Origin of the sequence: Phycicoccus sonneratiae, assembly GCF_016887965.1 — a bacterium.
GTDB classification, from domain to species: domain Bacteria; phylum Actinomycetota; class Actinomycetes; order Actinomycetales; family Dermatophilaceae; genus Phycicoccus; species Phycicoccus sonneratiae.
Map to the genome: position 1 here is coordinate 1 of NZ_JAFDVD010000001.1, position 17,736 is coordinate 17,736.

Annotated in this window: 13 protein-coding genes; 9 read left to right on the plus strand and 4 right to left on the minus strand. The window is 74.9% G+C overall.

What is annotated here, in order from left to right:
- Window positions 1-273 precede the first annotated feature (273 nt).
- A complete protein-coding gene (locus JQN70_RS00005; RefSeq protein WP_204129267.1) occupies window positions 274-1,548 on the plus strand; it encodes an aspartate kinase in 1,275 nt (424 codons plus the stop codon).
- A gap of 1 nt (window position 1,549) precedes the next feature.
- Window positions 1,550-2,635 (plus strand): aspartate-semialdehyde dehydrogenase, encoded by a 1,086-nt coding sequence (locus tag JQN70_RS00010; RefSeq protein ID WP_204129268.1) that lies wholly within the window; start codon window positions 1,550-1,552, stop codon window positions 2,633-2,635.
- Window positions 2,636-2,638: 3 nt separating this feature from the next.
- Here the strand turns inward: JQN70_RS00010 and JQN70_RS00015 are convergent, their stop codons facing one another.
- Window positions 2,639-3,937, minus strand: coding sequence for a hypothetical protein (locus JQN70_RS00015; protein ID WP_204129269.1), 1,299 nt, complete (start codon window positions 3,935-3,937; stop codon window positions 2,639-2,641).
- The gene (locus tag JQN70_RS00020; RefSeq protein WP_204129270.1) at window positions 3,928-4,950 is read right to left on the minus strand and encodes a hypothetical protein; all 1,023 of its coding nucleotides are present in this window, start codon (window positions 4,948-4,950) and stop codon (window positions 3,928-3,930) included. Before JQN70_RS00020 ends, JQN70_RS00015 begins: the two co-directional genes overlap by 10 nt.
- A 573-nt stretch (window positions 4,951-5,523) precedes the next feature.
- On the opposite strand from JQN70_RS00020, the gene JQN70_RS00025 reads away from it, so the two are divergent.
- Both JQN70_RS00025 and JQN70_RS00030 read left to right on the plus strand, forming a co-directional pair.
- Window positions 5,524-6,723, plus strand: a complete 1,200-nt coding sequence (locus tag JQN70_RS00025) for a pyrophosphate--fructose-6-phosphate 1-phosphotransferase (RefSeq protein WP_204129271.1) — start codon at window positions 5,524-5,526, stop codon at window positions 6,721-6,723.
- A gap of 13 nt (window positions 6,724-6,736) precedes the next feature.
- Complete coding sequence (locus JQN70_RS00030) at window positions 6,737-6,970, plus strand: hypothetical protein (RefSeq protein WP_204129272.1); 234 nt, start codon at window positions 6,737-6,739, stop codon at window positions 6,968-6,970.
- A gap of 260 nt (window positions 6,971-7,230) precedes the next feature.
- On the opposite strand, the gene JQN70_RS00035 is transcribed toward JQN70_RS00030, so the two are convergent.
- Both JQN70_RS00035 and JQN70_RS00040 read right to left on the minus strand, forming a co-directional pair.
- Entirely contained in the window at window positions 7,231-8,469 is a 1,239-nt protein-coding gene (locus JQN70_RS00035; protein WP_204129273.1) for a sensor histidine kinase, read from the minus strand.
- A gap of 1 nt (window position 8,470) precedes the next feature.
- Entirely contained in the window at window positions 8,471-9,169 is a 699-nt protein-coding gene (locus JQN70_RS00040; RefSeq protein WP_204129385.1) for a response regulator transcription factor, read from the minus strand.
- A 100-nt stretch (window positions 9,170-9,269) separates the two neighbouring features.
- On the opposite strand from JQN70_RS00040, the gene JQN70_RS00045 reads away from it, so the two are divergent.
- The 5 genes from JQN70_RS00045 (at window position 9,270) to JQN70_RS00065 (ending at window position 17,676) form a co-directional block, all read left to right on the plus strand.
- Entirely contained in the window at window positions 9,270-10,952 is a 1,683-nt protein-coding gene (locus tag JQN70_RS00045) for a phospholipase D family protein (protein ID WP_204129274.1), read from the plus strand.
- Between the two features lie 143 nt (window positions 10,953-11,095).
- Window positions 11,096-12,985, plus strand: coding sequence for a hypothetical protein (locus JQN70_RS00050; protein ID WP_204129275.1), 1,890 nt, complete (start codon window positions 11,096-11,098; stop codon window positions 12,983-12,985).
- Between the two features lie 71 nt (window positions 12,986-13,056).
- Window positions 13,057-14,022, plus strand: a complete 966-nt coding sequence (locus tag JQN70_RS00055) for a DUF4397 domain-containing protein (protein ID WP_204129276.1) — start codon at window positions 13,057-13,059, stop codon at window positions 14,020-14,022.
- Window positions 14,023-14,122: 100 nt separating this feature from the next.
- The gene (locus JQN70_RS00060) at window positions 14,123-15,676 is read left to right on the plus strand and encodes a glycosyltransferase family 2 protein (RefSeq protein WP_239110343.1); all 1,554 of its coding nucleotides are present in this window, start codon (window positions 14,123-14,125) and stop codon (window positions 15,674-15,676) included.
- A complete protein-coding gene (locus JQN70_RS00065) occupies window positions 15,673-17,676 on the plus strand; it encodes a DUF2079 domain-containing protein (protein WP_204129277.1) in 2,004 nt (667 codons plus the stop codon). The genes JQN70_RS00060 and JQN70_RS00065 overlap by 4 nt, the downstream gene beginning before the upstream one ends.
- The last annotated feature ends 60 nt before the right edge of the window (window positions 17,677-17,736 follow it).

Sequence of the window (17,736 nt, forward strand, 5' to 3'; positions counted from 1 at the left end):
GCCGAGGAGCACGACCGGCCCGCCGTACCCCTGCTCCCTCAGCTCGGTGGCCGCCGTGGCGCCCGCGAGACCTGCTCCGACGATGACGATCGACATGGCGCCGACGCTACGCCGGGCAGGGGCCGGCGAGGCGTCCATCAATCGACACATTCGTCGAAAGTTGGACGTCGGCTTGGGTGTGCCGGGCTTCCGGGATGTGGGCGGCGGGTCCGGTCCGTGGACGGCTCGTTACAGTGGAGGCCGACCCAGCACCACCGTCCCGGGAGAGCCACCGTGCCCATCGTCGTCCAGAAGTACGGCGGCTCCTCGCTCGCCGACGCCGAGAGCATCAAGCGCGTCGCCAAGCGCATCTCGGAGACGAAGAAGGCCGGCAACGACGTCGTCGTCGCGGTCTCGGCGATGGGCGACACCACCGACGAGCTGCTCGACCTCGCCCAGGACGTCAGCCCGATGCCGCCGCCACGCGAGCTCGACATGCTCATGACGGCCGGCGAGCGCATCTCGATGGCCCTCGTCGCGATGGCCATCACCGACCTCGGGCACAGCGCGCGCAGCTTCACCGGCAGCCAGGCCGGCGTCATCACCGACAGCGTGCACGGCAAGGCCAAGATCATCGACGTCACGCCGGGCCGCATCACCGAGGCCCTCGGCAAGGGCCACGTCGTCATCGTCGCGGGGTTCCAGGGCGTCAGCCAGGACACCAAGGAGATCACCACGCTCGGCCGCGGCGGCACCGACACCACGGCCGTCGCGCTGGCGGCCGCGCTCGGCGCCGACGTCTGCGAGATCTACACCGACGTCGACGGCGTGTTCACCGCCGACCCGCGCATCGTCCCCACCGCCCGCAAGATCGACCGGATCTCGGCCGAGGAGATGCTCGAGCTCGCGGCCTGCGGCTCCAAGGTCCTCCACCTGCGCAGCGTCGAGTACGCCCGCCGCTTCGACATCCCGATCCACGTCCGGTCGTCGTTCTCGCAGAAGATCGGCACCACCGTCACCGACCAGCCCGCCCCCGAAGGAGACCCCGTGGAAGCCCCGATCATCGCCGGCGTCGCCCACGACCGCAGCGAGGCCAAGGTCACCGTCGTCGGCGTCCCCGACCGCACCGGCATGGCCGCCAAGATCTTCGAGGCCGTCGCGGCCGCCGAGATCAACATCGACATGATCGTCCAGAACGTCAGCGCCATCGAGACCGGCCTCACCGACATCTCCTTCACGCTGCCGAAGAGCGACGGGTCCACGGCGGTGCAGGCCCTCCAGCGGATCCAGCGCGAGGTCGGCTTCAGCCAGGTGCAGTACGACGACCAGATCGGGAAGCTCAGCCTCGTCGGCGCCGGCATGCGCTCCAACCCCGGTGTCTCGGCGACGTTCTTCAGCGCCCTGGCCCAGGCCGGCGTCAACATCGAGATGATCTCCACCTCCGAGATCCGCATCTCGGTCGTCACCCGGGACGAGCTCCTCGACGACGCCGTGCGCGCGGTGCACAGCGCCTTCGGGCTCGACTCCTCCGAGGGCGAGGCCGTCGTCTACGGGGGCACCGGCCGCTGACGTGAGCTCCTCGGCCGCACTCCGCAGCGACCGGCGTCCCACCCTCGGGATCGTCGGCGCCACCGGAGCCGTCGGCAGGGTCGTGCTCCAGATCCTCCCGATGCACCGGCACGCCTGGGGCGAGGTGCGGATCGCCGCGGGTGCCGAGGACGTCGGCAGCGTCCTGCACGTCGGCGACGAGGAGGTCACGGTCGAGGCGGTCACCCCGGAGTTCTTCGACGGCGTCGACGTCGCCGTCTTCGACATCCCGCCCTCGATCGCCCGCGAGTGGGTCGAGCTCGCCGCGGCGCGCGGGGTGGTCGCCATCGACAACAGCACGGTCTTCCGCACCGAACCCGACATCCCGCTCGTCGTGCCCGAGGTCAACCCGCGTCGGGTCGAGGACCGGCCCCGCGGCATCATCGCCAACCCCGGCGCCACGGTGATGACGATGATCGACGTCCTCGCCGTGCTGCACAGCGGCTGGGAGCTCACCGGGCTCGTCGTCACGACGTTCCAGGCCGCCTCGGGCCTCGGCCGGGCGGGGATGGCGCGCCTGCACGACGAGCTCGACGTCGTCCACGGCGACCGCGAGCTCGGCACCCGGCCGGGCGACGTGCGGCGCCTCGTCGAGCACGAGCTCGGGTCGGAGTCGCCGTTCCCGGCGCCGCTGGTCCTCAACGTCGTCCCCTTCGTCGGCCACCACGCGGGGGAGGGCTGGACCTCGGAGGAGACCAAGGTCCGCGACGAGTGCCGCAAGATCCTCGACCTGCCCGACCTCCCGGTCTCGGCGACGTGCGTGCGGGTGCCGGTCGTGTCGTCGCACTCGGTGACGGTGCACGCGACGTTCGCGCGGAGGATCAAGGTGTCGGAGGCGCGCCAGGCGCTCGTCGAGGCGCCGGCGGTCGTCGTGCTCGACGACCCCGACGAGCCGGAGTTTCCGACGCCCAACGACGTCGTCGGGGCCGACCCGCGCTTCGCCGGCCGGATCCGGCAGGCACCGGACGCGCCGACGACCCTCGACCTGTTCATCTGCGGCGACAACCTCCGCAAGGGCGCGGCGCTCAACATGCTCCAGACGGCCGAGCTCGTCGCGTCCACGCTCTGAGGCTCACCCCGGCGCGGGGCACCTCCCCACGAACGCCGGGTCGCCGTGGCGGCCGGTCGCGAGGACGACCGACCAGCCCCGGGCGCGCGCCCAGGGCACGACGACCGACCGGGGGACGACGCCGTCGGTCGGCGAGGTGACGACGCAGACCCCCGGCGCCCTGCCGCTCGTGGCCGGCGGCGAGGTGGGGGCCGGGACGACCGGACGGGTGGGTGCGGCGCCGCAGACGGCCGTGAACTCCTGGAGGAACGACACCGGCCGGTCGCCGGTCGGGGCGGCGGGCCACCCGGTGAGCGCCGGGCAGGTCTCGTCCCAGAGGGCGAGCAGCGCGGGGGAGAGCTCGTCGACGTCGTAGCGCCCGAAGAGCATGTCCGACAGCTGCCCGACGAGCGCGGCGTCGCCCCGGCGGGTGCGGACCTCGTCGAGCACGCCGGGGTCGCCGTACTGCAGCTGCACCCGCGCGGCGGCGAGGTCGGCGGCAGCGAGCTCGAGCGACCGGCTCGCCGGTTGCTCGCCGACGACCGAGGCCGCCGGCTCGGGCATCCCGGCGAGCTGCTGCTCCCGGGCGGCCAGCCAGCCGCCCGCATCGGCACCGGTCGGGAACGGGCTGAGCAGGGCGATGGACGAGGGGGCCACCCCGGCGGCCTGGGCGTAGCCGAGCCGGGTCGACCCGAACGAGAAGCCGACGAAGCGCTCGACCGGGCGGCCCTCGCGGGCCAGGACCGCGTCGAGGACCGCGCCGTAGGAGGCGGGGGTCCATCCCCAGCGGCCCGACCACAGGCCGCAGGCCCGGCCGACGGCCGACGTGCGGGCCGTGGGCACCGGGCGGGTGGGGACGTCGGCCCGCAGCGCGCGGTACCAGTCGGTGACGGCACCGCGACAGGCGTCCGGGTAGGCCGCGATCACCCACGGCTCCTCGAGGAGCAGGACGTCCGAACGCCCGGTCCCGAGCCCGTCGAGGGCGTCGGTCGGCCAGCCGGAGCCGAAGAGCGAGGCACCGGGGCCGCCGGGGTCGAGGAGGGTCAGCCCGCCGTCGTGGCGCCCGGTGCCCGGGACGACGGCGTAGCGGTACGGGCGACCGCCGACCTCGACGGAGCGGCAGAGGTCGCCGTACCGGCCGGCGTCCGCGCAGGGGTCGCCCTCGACGACGACGGCCGAGGCCGCGGTCGCCGCGGAGGAGGTGGAGGAGGCCGAGGCGGCCGCCCGCACGGGCGCGGGTGCGTCGGGCGCACCGCACGCCGTGCAGGCGGCGGTGGCTGCCAGCAGCGCCAGCAGCCACCGCCTCGGTCCCGTCAGCTCCATCCCGGGTCCGCGTAGATGACGCGGATGTCGTCGCCGGAGTCCTGGTCGCAGATGGCCTCCTCGAAGCGGGCGTAGCTGTAGTCGCTGAGCAGCGCCGTCGACGCGCTCGTCCGCACGTCGACCGCCATCCCGAGGTCGGCGTACTCCGAGCGGCTGTCCCGGCAGGCACCGTCGGACCACACGTTCTTCATGAGGATGTCCGACGCGTTGGGGTCGGGCGTGAACCCCTCGCAGTTGCCCAGCGGCAGACCGGCGCTGAAGCCGAGGATGCCGATCGAGACGTTGTAGTCGTCGCAGTTGGTCCCGGACTCCTTCGGCCAGTAGTTGCGCATCTGGAGGAAGTCGCCGCGGTGCCCCACCTTGGGCCGCGAGCGGATGTCGATCGTGCCCGGGTGGTGGTCGTTGCCCCCGGACACGACCTTGCCGACCGCGGTCGCCCAGTGGCCGTAGTAGTAGATGTTCCGGTCGGTCTTGGACTCCTTGACCCGGTAGCGCTCCCACGCCGAGGTCAGCTTGTCACCGGAGACCTGCACCGTCAGCGCGCCACCGGAGTAGCTGCCGTTGACCTGGCCGGCGACGTTCTTCAGGCTGTCGCTGCCGGCCCGGAAGCCCTGGGCCGACGACGTCGAGGCCGCCTTCGGCTCGCCGACCGCCTGGATCTCGGAGCTCTGCTCGCCGTCGGCCTGCTCGACGAGCGCCGTCCGCACCTGGGTGAGGTCGATGTTCGTGCTGTACGCGACGTCGGTGTCGCGCCCGAGCGTCGCCGACGCGACCTCCGTGCCGTCCCAGAGCACCCCGGAACGGGCCTGCGACGCGAGGAAGTCCCGCTTCGCCGCGTCCGCGCGGGCCTGCCCCCGGTCGCGCCCGGCCTCCGCGACGACCTGGGCGCCGCTGAACCGCACCTGGTCGACGACCCTCGTCGTCCGGGTGGCCTCCGCCGCGGCGGGTGCCGCGTGCGCTGCCGCCGGGGCGACGAGCCCCGCGACGGCGGCCGTCACACCGACGGCCAACATGGTCCTTCTCATTGCCTACCTCCGTGATCTCTCGGTACCTCGTGGACCGCGACCCGGCGGGCGGAGGCGGTGCGGGGGCAGGGCTCGGCGGCGGCGCGGACACGGCCGGAGGCAGGACGGATCGCGCGGCCGGGTGCCGCCGGATACCCCCTGCGCCCCTGCCGGCCGAGCCGCCGGGAGCTGACCCCCCGGTCCGTCGGTTCCCCCCGATCGGTGACGCGAGCCGGACTCTATTCCTGCCGGGGGGCCGTGGCAACAGGACGTGGTGCCGGGCCGGGACGTCACGGGTCGGTGGGGGTGTGTCGGGGACTCTCGGTCGAGTCGGCATCCGACTCGACCGAGAGGAGTGCCACCACCCCCGTGGGAGGCGCGCCCCTCGGCGGGGCCGCACCCCTCGGCGGGGCCGCACCCCCCACGGGGGCGCACCCCGGCGCAGCCGACGACCCGGCCGCAGCGGGCGGCAGGTCGTGGACCGACGCCGCTCGTCCACGATGGTGACCCGCACCCCGCCGCGCGCGCCGGTGTCGGCAGAATGGGGCCGACGCCCACCCGCCTCCCCGAGGAGCGAATGCCATGACCGTCCGCACCGTCGCCATGCTCACCGCCGGAGGGCTGGCCCCGTGCCTCTCCTCCGCCGTCGGTGGGCTCATCGAGCGGTACACCGAGGTCGCGCCGGACGTCCGGATCATCGCGTACACGAGCGGGTACGCGGGGCTGCTCAAGGGCGAGTACGTCGAGGTGACGCCGGAGGTGCGCGAGCAGGCCCACCTCCTCCACCGCTTCGGCGGCAGCCCGATCGGCAACAGCCGGGTCAAGCTGACCAACGTCGCCGACTGCGTGAAGCGCGGTCTCGTGCAGGAGGGCCAGGACCCGCTGCACGTCGCGGCCGAGCAGCTGACGGCCGACGGCGTCGACGTCCTGCACACCATCGGCGGCGACGACACGAACACGACGGCCGCCGACCTCGCCGCCTACCTCCACGAGAACGACTACGAGCTGACCGTCGTCGGCCTCCCGAAGACCGTCGACAACGACATCGTCCCGATCCGTCAGTCCCTCGGCGCCTGGACGGCGGCCGAGCAGGGAAGTCGGTTCGCGCAGAACATCATCGCCGAGCACTCGTCGAACCCGCGGATGCTCGTCGTCCACGAGGTGATGGGCCGGCACTGCGGCTGGCTGACCGCCGCGACGGCCGCCGAGTACCACCGCTGGGTCGGCGAGCAGGAGTTCGTCCCGGCCATCGGCAACGACCCGCGCGCCTGGGACGTGCACGCGGTCTTCGTGCCCGAGCGGCACATCGACATCGCCGCCGAGGGCGAGCGGCTGCGCGCCGTGATGGACGAGGTCGGCTGCGTCAACATCTTCCTGTCCGAGGGGGCCGGTGTCGAGGAGGTCGTCGCCGAGCTCGAGGCCTCGGGCCAGGAGGTGCCGAAGGACCCGTTCGGCCACGTCCAGCTCGACAAGGTCAACCCCGGGGCGTGGTTCGCCAAGCAGTTCGCGCAGGTGCTCGGCGCCGAGAAGACGATGGTCCAGAAGTCGGGCTACTTCTCGCGCTCGGCGCCGGCCAACGAGCGCGACCTCGCGCTCATCAAGGAGTGCACCGACCTCGCCGTCGACGCCGCGCTGCGGGGCGAGCCGGGTGTCGTCGGGCACGACGAGGAGCGCGGTGACGAGCTGCGTCCGGTCGAGTTCCCCCGCATCCGCGGCGGCAAGGCCTTCGACCCGAGCGTGGGTTGGTTCACCGAGCTGCTGGGGTCGATCGGCCAGTCGTGACCCGGCCGCGGCGATGAGGGAGACGAGCGGGCTCGTCGACGGATGGTGGGTCGCCGTCGTCGTCTACGCGGTCCTGCTCGTCGGGCAGCGGCTCTGGCGGGCCCGGCGCTGGGTGCCGCCGGAGTGGCCGGACGCCGACTACGGGTGGAAGGTGACGCACCTGTTCTGGGTGCCCTTCCACGTCCTCGACGTCGTCTTCGGGGTGCCGCTCGTCTTCGCGGTGGTCATCGCGCTGCTCGCCATCTGAGGCGGTCCCCACCCGTCGTGCCCGACGGTCGGTGCGCCCGATGCCGCTGCGGGAGAACCCCTTCGCGATGGGTCCCGCAGCCTGACGCCGGGGACCCATCGCGAGACACGGCGCGCTGAGCGCTGTTCCGTGGGGGTGTGTACCGTCCCCTGCGACGGCCACCGACGTCCACCCTGCCGCAACCGGCCCCGGCCGTCACTAGCGCCCACCCCCGACTGCGGGGTGGTGCCTGCACCACCACCATCGAGGGGACATCGAGGTCAGCGCGGGTCGTCGAGGTCCGGCCGGAACCGACCCTCCACCACGGTGCCCTCGCCGGGCGTCGAGTGCACGGCGAGTCGCCCTCCGGCGGACTGGATCCGGTCGCGCATGCCGGTGAGGCCGTGGGCGTCCTCGTGCGCCTCGACGTCGAACCCGCGCCCGTCGTCGGTCACCCGGAACCGGAGCGACTGCTCGCCGTCGCGCGCGTCGTCCGACACCTGCACGGTGATGAGCGTGCCCTCCGAGTGCCGGTCCGCGTTCTGCATCGCCTCGAGGCAGCAGAAGTACACGGCCGCCTCGACGTCCGAGGGGTACCGGTGGTGCAGGCCGTCGACGTCGACGACGCACGCCAGGGTCGTCCGCCGGGCGGCGGCGGGCAGGGCGCCCGCGAGCCCGCGCTCGGCGAGGACGGGAGGGTAGATGCCGTGCGCGAGGTCGCGCAGCTCGCGGATCGCCGCCTCGAGCTGGTCCTGGAGGCCGTGGGCGATGTCGCGGGCCCGGGCCGGGTCGGTGTCGAGCGACCGGGTGAGCCGCCCGATGTCGACGGCGAGGCTGGTCAGCCGCTGCTGCGCGCCGTCGTGCAGGTCGCGCTCGATGGCCCGCCGGGCGTCGAGGCTCGCGACGGCCAGGCGGGTGCGCGACTCCTCGAGGTCGCGGCGGTGCCGCGCCACCCGCAGCGCCGAGTCGCGGATGCCGACGACGAGGACGGCCGCGACGACGAGGGTGAAGACCCCGACGAGGACCGCGGGCACCGGGAGGTCGGGGTGGTCGGACGCCCAGGAGTCGCGGCGTGACTCGCCGACGACGACGAGGGCCCCCGTGAGCACCACCGTCGTCGCGAGCAGGGCGGTGCGGGTGCGCAGCGGGAAGGCGTCGGTGATGATCAGTGCCGGCACGTAGAGGATGAGCAGGCCCACCGGCGTCGTGAACGGCGTGGCCCAGGCGAGCGCGAAGGCGACGAGCCAGGTGCCGCCCACGGCGAGGACGGCCGCCGGCCGCAGCCGGTCGCGGCGGGCGAGGAAGAGCGCTGTGCCGTAGGTGGATCCGGCGCAGACGAGGGCGACGATGTCGAGGACCAGCGAGCGGGAGGGTCCGGTCTGCTCGTTGAGGACGACGAGTGCCACGACGGACACCCAGATCGCGACGAGGTTGACGACGAGGTAGGTGCGCACCCGCTGGTGCATCGACCCGGTGAGCTGCGGCACCCGGAGCAGTGCCGACAGCCCACGTCGGGTCACGTCAGGGCTCCCGGCGCACGGGGATCGGGCCGCTGGCCGTGGACCGGCTGTCGCCGAGGTAGAGCAGGACGGCGGCCACCCGGCGGTGGCGGTTGTCGCCCGAGGGCAGGTCGAGCTTCGTGAAGATCGAGTTGATGTGCTTCTCGACCGCCCGCGACGTGACGTGCAGCCGGTCGGCGATGGCCGAGTTGGACGCGCCGGTGGCGATGAGCCCGAGCACCTCGCGCTCGCGCGCGGTCAGCCGGGCGACCGGCCCCTCCTCGAAGCGGAGCCGGTGGCGCATCAGCGCGTCGACGACGTGGGGGTCGATGACGCTCGCGCCCCGGCGGACGGCCGTGAGTGCGGACACCAGCTGCTCGACGTCGGCCACGCGCTCCTTGAGGAGGTAGGCCCGCCCGGTGCTGCCGCCCGCGACGAGCTCGAGGGCGCCCTCGGCGTCGGCGTGCTGGGAGAGGACGACGACCCCGAGCCCGGGGTGGGTGCGGCGGAAGCGTTCCGCGGCCCGGATGCCCTCGTCGCTGTGCGTGGGGGGCATCCGGATGTCCGCGAGCACGACGTCGGGCTGCTCGCGGTCGACCGTCGCGAGCAGCTCGTCGAGATCGGCCGCCTCCAGCACCTCCGAGACGGCCTCGTGCTCCGCGAGCAGCGCGGCGAGCCCCTGTCGGAGGAGTGCGCTGTCCTCGGCGAGAACCACCCGCATCCCTGCCACACCCGCATGGTAGGGACATCGGGCGCCGCCGCGGGGACGCATCCGGCAATCGGTGTTACACGCCACGTCGCGGACCGGCAGGATGGGTCCGATGCTCTCCGACCTCTTCCTCCTCCCCGAGGAGCGCCACAACCCGCACACCCGCGTCGACGCCGGGCACGACCCGGGCGTCGCGTGGAGCGTGGGCAACACGACGCGCGCGCTCGTCCACGGGTCCACGTACTTCGCCGAGCTCCACGCGGCGCTCGAGGCCACCGGCGCGGGCGACCTCGTGCTCTTCGCCGACTGGCGCGGTGACCCCGACCAGCAGCTCACCGACGACCCGGCGCAGACCGTCGGCGCCACGCTCGCCGCGGCCGCCCGGCGCGGCGTCGTCGTCCGCGGGCTGCTGTGGCGCTCGCACTGGCGGCGCTTCGGGTTCCACTCCGAGAAGTCGTGGGAGCTCGCGACCCTCGTCAACGACGCCGGCGGGCAGTGCCTGCGCGACATGCGGGTCGCGCCGGGCGGGTCGCACCACCAGAAGCTCGTCGTCATCCGGTACGCCGAGGACCCTGCGCGCGACGTCGCCTTCGTCGGCGGGATCGACCTCTGCCACAGCCGCCGCGACACCGAGGAGCACCGGGGCGACCCCCAGCCCATCGCGATGCCGCAGGTGTTCGGGCCGACGCCGGCGTGGCACGACGTGCAGTGCGCCGTGCAGGGCCCCGCGGTGCACGACCTCGAGACGACCTTCCGCGAGCGCTGGGACGACACGACGCCGCTGACGAGCAACCCCGGCCGGTTCGCCTCGAGCCTGCTCCAGGGCGAGGACCTCGACCCGGAGCCGTTGCCCGGGCAGCTGCCCCCGCCGCCGCCGACCGACGAGGGACGCGAGGCGGTGCAGGTGCTGCGCACCTACCCCTCCCTGCTCGCCCAGGGCTTCGACTTCGCGCCGGACGGCGAGCGCAGCGTCGCGCGCGCCAACGACAAGGCGGTCCGGTCCGCCCGCCGGCTGGTCTACCTCGAGGACCAGTACCTGTGGTCCGAGGAGGTCGGCCGGCACTTCGGCGAGGCGCTGCGCAAGAACCCCGACCTGCACCTCATCGCGGTGATCCCGGTGGTCCCGGACGTCGACGGGTCGGTGTCGCTGCCCCCGCAGCTCTACGGGCGCAGGCTCGCGATGGACCTGCTGCTCGAGGCCGGCGGCGACCGGGTCGCGCTCTACGGGCTGACGAGCGAGACCGGCTACCCCGTCTACGTGCACTCCAAGGTCTGCATCATCGACGACGCGTGGGCGAGCATCGGGTCGGACAACTTCAACCGCCGCTCGTGGACCAACGACTCCGAGGTGTCGATCGGGGTGCAGGACACCGCCGCTGCCGAGGCGGGGACGCCGGTGCCGCGTGACGCCTTCGCCCCCCGGCTGCGGCGGCTCCTTGTGGCCGAGCACACCGGCGTGGACCCCGAGGACGTGCCCGACGACCCGATGGGCGTCTGGGACCTCATGGCGCGCACCGCCGAGGTGCTCGACGCCTGGTACGGCGACGCGGGCCCCTCGCGCGGCCGGGTGCACGTCCCGAGGCCCAAGGCGCCGATGCGCGGCACGGCCGTCCGGTGGCGTCGCCGGGGTCGCCCCGCCGAGGGTGCCGCGGGGGGCTACCGGCCGCCCGGTCGGCTGCGCCGGATCGGTCCTCCGGAGCTCACCCGGGGGCAGCTCCTCTGGGCTCCCCGGCTCTACGACGTCTTCGACCCGAACGGGACCCTCGGGGTCGTCAACGGCCTCTCCTCCGACTGACGGTTCGCTGACCTGCAGGTTTTCTCGGCACGAACCCTTCCCATCCGTGCACCCGGGGGTTACGGTGTGCCGACCGTCCGGGTCTGCAGGGGCCCCGGGCACCCGGCCCTCCCCTGCCGTCCCGCCCGGGGGAGGAGGGTCTCGTGGGGTCCGTCGTCGAACGCGTCCGCACCGCACCTCCCCGCGCCGCTCCGCTGCCCCGGCCGGCCCTGGTGGCCGTCGATGAGCGCACCGGGCTCCGCGAGCGGCTGCCCACCGACGCCGCCCGCGACGCGCTCCACCTCGTGCCGCTGCTCGCGCTGACCGCGGTCGTCCACCTCGTCGGGATGTCCGGGGCGCCGCGCCGCGGCGAGGTGGAGGGTGACCTCGTCGGCGCCGCGTGGGCCGCCCTGTACCCCGCGACCGACCCGACCGGCGCCGTGGGCCGCGCGGCCTCCTCGGTCCCGCGCCTCGCGCTGACGGCCTGGTTCGGGGCGACCGGCGCCCTCGACCGCGCACCCCACGCGGTCGCCGCGGGCCGCGAGCTCGTCGTGGTCGCCGCGCTCGCCACCGCGGCCCTCGTGTGGCTGCTCGCCCGCCGGCTGCGGCTGCCGCGCTGGGCGGCGACGGGCGCGGTCCTCCTCGTCACGTTCGCCCCCACGGCCCTCGAGCTCCAGCGCACGCTCTCGGCGGCCGTCCTCGCGACCCCGTGGCTCCTCGCCGCGTTCGTGCTCGTCACCGTGCGTCGTCGGGCTCCGGCCGCCCTCGCCGGTGCCGCGCTCTGCGTCGTGGTCGCCGGGCTCACCGAGCCCGCGACGCTGCTCGCCCTCCCGGGCTTCGCGCTCCACCTCTGGCGGCGCCGGGAGCCCGACGGGCGAGCGGTCGCCGACGCGGTGGGCATCCTCGTCCTCGCGGCAGGAGCCGCGGCGGTCCTCGCCCCCGTCACCGGCGTGCCCGTCGTGCGGTTCGGGGGCGTCGACCCGGTGGCCGACCCCCGGCCGGTCGTCCTCGCCGTCGTCGCCCTCGCGGCGCTCGCGGCACCGGCCCTGAGGCGTCTGCGGCCGCTCGGGCTGAGCGCCCTCGTCCTGCTCGCCGCCGTGCTCGTCGGGCCGGCCGACGTCTCCGGGGCGGCGTCGGTCGTGCTCGTCCCCGTGGCGGCCCTCACCGTCGCCGGCGTGGCCGACGGCTGGCTGCGCTACCGCCCGACCCGCCTCGGCCGGCTGCGGGTCGGCCGCGCCGGAGGGCTCGTGTTCGTCGGGGTCGCCGCGGTCGTCGTCGGGTCCCTCGCACCGGCCACGCTGACCGGCCTGCGAACCCTGGCCTCGGGCGACGCCGACCGGCCGCTCGCCGACGCGACCGGCTGGGTGGCACGGGGCGTCCCCGCCGACGCCACGCTGCTCACCGGTTCGGCCGCCCGGGTCGAGCTGCTGCGCCAGGGGCGCGAGGCCGCCCGCGTGCCGCTCCTGCGGGCGTCGTCGGTGCCCACCGACGGCCGCACGTGGTGGCTGCTCGCGACCCCGGCCGCCCGCGACGGCGCCGCGGCGAGGGGTGTGGTCGACGACGCGCGCCGGCGCGGCACGGTCGTCGCCGCCTTCGGGTCCGGGGCGGAACGGGTCGAGGTGCTGCGGGTCGGCGACGCCGAGCCCGCACCGACGCCGGACGCCGACGACCCCGCGGGAGCGGGCGCGGAGGCCTCGCTGCTCCTGCAGAACCCCGCGGTCACCGTCACCCCGCAGAGCCGCGCCGCCCTCGAGACCGGCGACGTCGACCCGCGCCTGCTCACCCTCCTCGCGGTCGTCGCCTCGCGGCACGCGATCACCGTCGACGCCTTCCCCGAGTCGACCTCGGGACAGGCCGCCGACCAGGTGCGCCGGGCGGTGCGGCTCTCCGTCGTCGACGGTGAGCCGGCGACCGTCGCCTCGGCCGCGGCGGCCGACGTCGTCGCCGTCGTCGACGCGCAGGGTGCGGCCTACCGCGCCTACACCGTCTGGTTCCCGGCGGTCGGTGACGTGCCCGCGTCCCTCGTCGTGTCCGTCCCCGAGGAGGCCTCGTGACCCGCACCCACCACCCCGCCGCCGTGTCGCGCGGCCGGTCCGCCCGCCCCGCCCCGCCCCGGAGGTCCCCGATGACACCGACCCGTCCCCCTGCCCGTCCGGCCGCCCGCCCGACCCTCGTGGCGCTGCTCCTCGCCGCGCTCGCCCTCGCGGCGGGGGTGGCCCAGGCGCTGCCCGCCCAGGCGGCCCGGCACGCCCCGGCCGCCGTCGGGACCGCGTGGGTGCGGGCCGCCCACCTCGTGCCCGGGGTCGGCACGATGACCATCCGCCTCGTCCCGTTCGCCGGGACCTCGGTCGCCGACGCCCCGTCCGGCAACGTGCCCGAGGCGCAGGCCGACGGCGCCACGCGGGTCCTCGAGCCGGCGGTCGGCTACGGCGGCATCGGCGAGTACCGGCAGGTCCCTGCCGGTCTCTACGCCGTCACCGTGCGCCCCGTCGGGTCCGGCACCGACACCCCGCCGGTCCTCGCCGGGACCTTCCTCGCGCAGCCCGACCGCGCCATCACCCTCGCGGCCCTCGCGCACACTCCCACGCCGCGCATCGACGTCCTCGTCGACAACCTCGACCGGCCCGGTGCGGGGCTCGGCCACGTCCGCGTCGTCCCGGCGGTCCCGGACGCGACGACCACGACGGTCGTCGCCTCGGGCGGCGGCCCGACCCTGGCCGATGCCGTGGCCTTCGGCACCCCGACCCGCTACGCCGCCGTGCCGACCGGTCGATGGACGCTGACGGTGAGCACCACCGGCGGAGCGGAGGCCGACCGACCCACCGAGGCACCGGTCGACGTCGCCAGCGGTGGCGTGTACTCGGTCTTCGTCCTCGCCGACGGCAAGGGCGGGGTCACGGTCAAGCCGGTCGTCGACGCGCTCGGCCTCGGGTCGGCGCCGGCGAAGGGCGTGCAGACCGGCGGCGGGGGAGCCGCGGTGACGCCGGCCGACCCGGCGCTCACCGGGGGCCTCGGGCTGGCCGGTGCCGGCGCGCTCGTGCTCGCCGGCCTCGCCCTCCGACGGCGACCCATCCGGATGGCGGGTCGGTGACGAACCCCCGATGACCGGTCGCGTCTCCAACAGCGCAGGGGCGTGACGCCGCCCGGCACCGCAGCCGGACGCTGCCCATCCTCGATCGCAGGGGCCGTCCATGCACCGACGCTCGACCCTTCACGTCCTCCTGACCGTCCTGCTCCTCGGCACGCTCGGCGTCTTCGGCGCCTCCACCGCGACCGCCGAGCCGCCCGAGCCCACACCGTCCCCGGTGCTCCCCACGCAGGGGGGCCTGGTCCTCGACCCGCTCGACGGTGGGTCGCCGGCCGTCACCCGTCCGCCGTCGCAGACCGGTGTGCCGTCACCCGTGCTCGACGTGGCCGGCGGGCCGCAGCCGACGAGCCCGCTCGGCTGGACGGTGCTCGCCCTGCTCGTCCTCGTCTCCGCCGCCCTCACCGCGGTCGCCTTCACGACGCTCAGCTGGATGCTCCACGCCTGGCGCACCCCGGAGCACCTGCTGGCCACCCGGTTCGGGGCCCGCTCCTCCGAGGAGCGAGCGCTGCGCTTCAGCCTGCTCGTCCCCGCCCGGCACGAGGAGGAGGTCCTCGGCGACACCCTCGACGCGCTGAGCGCGCTGCACCACCCGGACGTCGAGGTCGTCGCCATCGTCGGGGACGACGACCCCGGCACCGCGGCCGTGGCCCACGCGGCGGCGGATCGCCACCCGGGCCGGGTCCGCGTCGTCGTCGACGACAGCGTGCCCAAGAACAAGCCCAAGGCGCTCAACACCGCCCTCCGGCAGGTGACCGGCGACGTCGTCGGGGTCTTCGACGCCGAGGACGAGGTGCACCCCGACCTGCTCGCGCACATCGCCGGGCGGTTCCACGACACCGACGCCGACATCGTCCAGGGTGGGGTGCAGCTGATGAACGTGCACACGACCTGGTGGTCGATGCGCAACTGCCTCGAGTACTACTTCTGGTTCCGCAGCCGGCTGCACTTCCACGCCGGGCAGCGGTTCATCCCCCTCGGCGGGAACACGGTCTTCGTCCGCACCGATCTCCTCCGCGAGGCCGGAGGCTGGGACCCCGAGTGCCTCGCCGAGGACTGCGAGATCGGGGTGCGCCTCTCGGTCGAGGAGGCCCGGGTGGCCGTCGCCTACGACCCCGAGCTCGTCACCCGCGAGGAGACGCCCGGCAGCCTGTGCTCGCTCGTCAAGCAGCGCACCCGCTGGAACCAGGGGTTCCTCCAGGTGCTCGGCAAGGGGGTGTGGCGCGACCTGCCCACCCGCCGTCAGCGGCTGCTCGCCCGCTACACGCTGTCGATGCCCTTCCTCCAGGCCTTCACGGGCCTGATGATCCCGGTCTCGCTCGTCGTCGCGCTGAGTGCGAGGGTGCCGACCTGGGTCAGCCTGCTCACCTTCCTCCCGCTCGTGCCGACGCTCGTGACCCTCGCGGTCGAGGCCGCGGGCCTGCACGAGTTCGGCCGGGTCTACGACGTGCGGGTCCGGTGGCGCGACTACGTGGTCCTCGTCCTCGGCACCTTCCCCTACCAGGTGGTGCTCGCCGGGGCCGCGGTCCGCGCGGTCTGGCGCGAGCGGCGCGGCCAGCGCGGCTGGGAGAAGACCGAGCACGCCAACCTCCACCGCGTGACACCCTCGCCCGCCGGCCCCGCGCCGGCCAGCGAGCTGGCCGCGAGGAGCACCTCGTGAGCGCCCCGACCACGACCCGTCCGCCGGCCCCGCCGAGCCTCGACCGTCACGCGGACGCGGACGCCGGAGGAGGCCGCAGCCTGCGAGACCTGCTGCGACACACCCTGTCCCGGCGCCTCGACCGCCGTGGCGGCGCCGTCGTCCTGCTGCCGCTCCTGCTGCTCGTCGCCGTCGTCCACCGCGTCGGGATGTACTCGGCTCCGCAGCGCATCGACGACGAGGGGACCTACGTCGCCCAGGCCTGGGCCGTGTTCCACCTCGGGGAGCTGACCCACTACACGTACTGGTACGACCACCCGCCGCTCGGATGGCTCCAGATCGCCGGGTGGACCGAGCTGACCGGTGGGTTCGACCGGGCGCCGAACGCCGTCGGTGCGGGCCGCGAGCTGATGCTCGTCCTCGCCGTCGTGAGCGCCGCGCTGCTCTGGCTGCTCGCCCGCCGGCTGGGCCTCCCGCGCTGGGGTGCCGGGGTGGCCGTGGCGCTCTTCGGCCTCTCCCCGCTCGCCGTCCAGTTCCACCGCACCGTCTACCTCGACAACGTCGCGACGCCGTGGGTCCTCGGGGCCCTCGTCCTCGCGCTGGACCCGCGTCGCCGGCTCGCCGCGTTCGCCGGGTCGGCGGTCTGCCTCGGCGTGGCGTCCCTCTCCAAGGAGACCTCGCTGCTCGTCCTGCCGTTGCTCGGCTGGCTGCTCTGGACCCGCGCCGGCACCGGCACCCGCCGGTACACGGTGGCGGTGTCGGCGACCCTCTTCGCCCTGCTGGGCGGCTTCTACGCGCTCTTCGCCCTGCTCAAGGGTGAGGTGGTGCCGGGTGCGGACCGCACCAGCCTGCTCGGCGGGATGCTCTACCAGGTGGGCGGCCGCGAGAGCAGCGGCAGCATCTTCGACCCCGAGTCGCTGGGTCACCGCACGGTGTCGATCTGGCTGCAGCTCGACACGGTCGGCCCCGTCCTCGCGGTGCTCGCGACCCTCGTCGCGCTCCTCTCGCGCCGGCTGCGCCCGTTCGCGCTGACGATGCTGCTCCTGCTGCTCGTCCTCGTCCGGCCGGGCTACCTGCCGGTGCCCTTCGTCGTCGTCCTCGTCCCCTTCGGCGCCCTCATGGTCGCCGGCGCGGCGACCCTCCTCTGGCGGCGGCGTCCGTCCCGCCTGGTGGGCCGCCCGGTGCACCGCGCGGGGGGTGTCGCCCTCGTGGCCGCCGCTGCCCTCGCGGTGGGCGTCGCGGCCCCGGGCTGGGCCGGCCAGCTGCGCGGCCTCCTCATCGCCCCCCTGGACCAGCCGATGACCGACGCCACGGCGTGGATCGCGCGCAACGTGCCGGTGGGGGACCGCATCCTCACCGACGACGCGCTGTGGGTCGACCTCGTCGAGCAGGGGCGTGACCGGGGCGACGTCGTCTGGTTCTACAAGCCGGACACCGACCCCGACGTCCCGCGGGGCGCCGACGCCTACCGCTGGGTCGTCTCGACCGACTCGGTCCGCAGCGACCCCCGCTCGTTCCCGACCCTCGCGGCGGCCCTCGAGCGCGGGATCCCCGCGGCGACCTTCGGCACCGGCGAGCGGCGTGTCGACGTGCTGCGGGTCGGGCCGGAGGGCACCGACGGGGCCGGCGCCGAGGAGCGTCGCGCGGCCGCTGCGGCCGCCGGACAGCAGCTCGTCGCCAACCCGGCGGTGCGCACCGAGCCCGCCGCGCGGGACGCGCTGCTCTCCGGACGGGTCGACCCCCGTCTGCTCGCCCTCCTCGCCTCGAGCGCCGCACGGTACTCGGTGACCCTCGACGACCTGCCCCAGCCGCCCGAGGAGGAGGCCGCCGGGGCACCCCGCCGCACGGTGCGCATCACCGCCGTCGACGGCCGGCCCGCCGTCCCGGACGGCCCGGCCGCGGCGCTCGCGGCGGCCACCAAGAAGGAGCGGGCGTCCTTCGCCGCGCAGGTCCGCTTCCTGCCGGCAGCCGGCGGCACGCCGCCGACCCTGACCCTCACGTACCCGATGGAGGACCGATGAAGACGTTGACGACCACGACGACCACGCACGACCGTCCGACGACCCGGAGCACCCGGAGGA

Excerpts from the sequence above, each read along its gene's own strand:
- JQN70_RS00055 (WP_204129276.1), top strand. The coding sequence starts at position 13,057 with ATGACACCGACCCGTCCCCCTGCCCGTCCGGCCGCCCGCCCGACCCTC.
- JQN70_RS00025 (WP_204129271.1), top strand. The coding sequence starts at position 5,524 with ATGACCGTCCGCACCGTCGCCATGCTCACCGCCGGAGGGCTGGCCCCG.
- JQN70_RS00015 (WP_204129269.1), bottom strand. The coding sequence starts at position 3,937 with ATGGAGCTGACGGGACCGAGGCGGTGGCTGCTGGCGCTGCTGGCAGCC.
- JQN70_RS00030 (WP_204129272.1), top strand. The coding sequence starts at position 6,737 with ATGAGGGAGACGAGCGGGCTCGTCGACGGATGGTGGGTCGCCGTCGTC.
- JQN70_RS00060 (WP_239110343.1), top strand. The coding sequence starts at position 14,123 with ATGCACCGACGCTCGACCCTTCACGTCCTCCTGACCGTCCTGCTCCTC.
- JQN70_RS00045 (WP_204129274.1), top strand. The coding sequence starts at position 9,270 with ATGCTCTCCGACCTCTTCCTCCTCCCCGAGGAGCGCCACAACCCGCAC.
- JQN70_RS00020 (WP_204129270.1), bottom strand. The coding sequence starts at position 4,950 with ATGTTGGCCGTCGGTGTGACGGCCGCCGTCGCGGGGCTCGTCGCCCCG.
- JQN70_RS00040 (WP_204129385.1), bottom strand. The coding sequence starts at position 9,169 with ATGCGGGTGGTTCTCGCCGAGGACAGCGCACTCCTCCGACAGGGGCTC.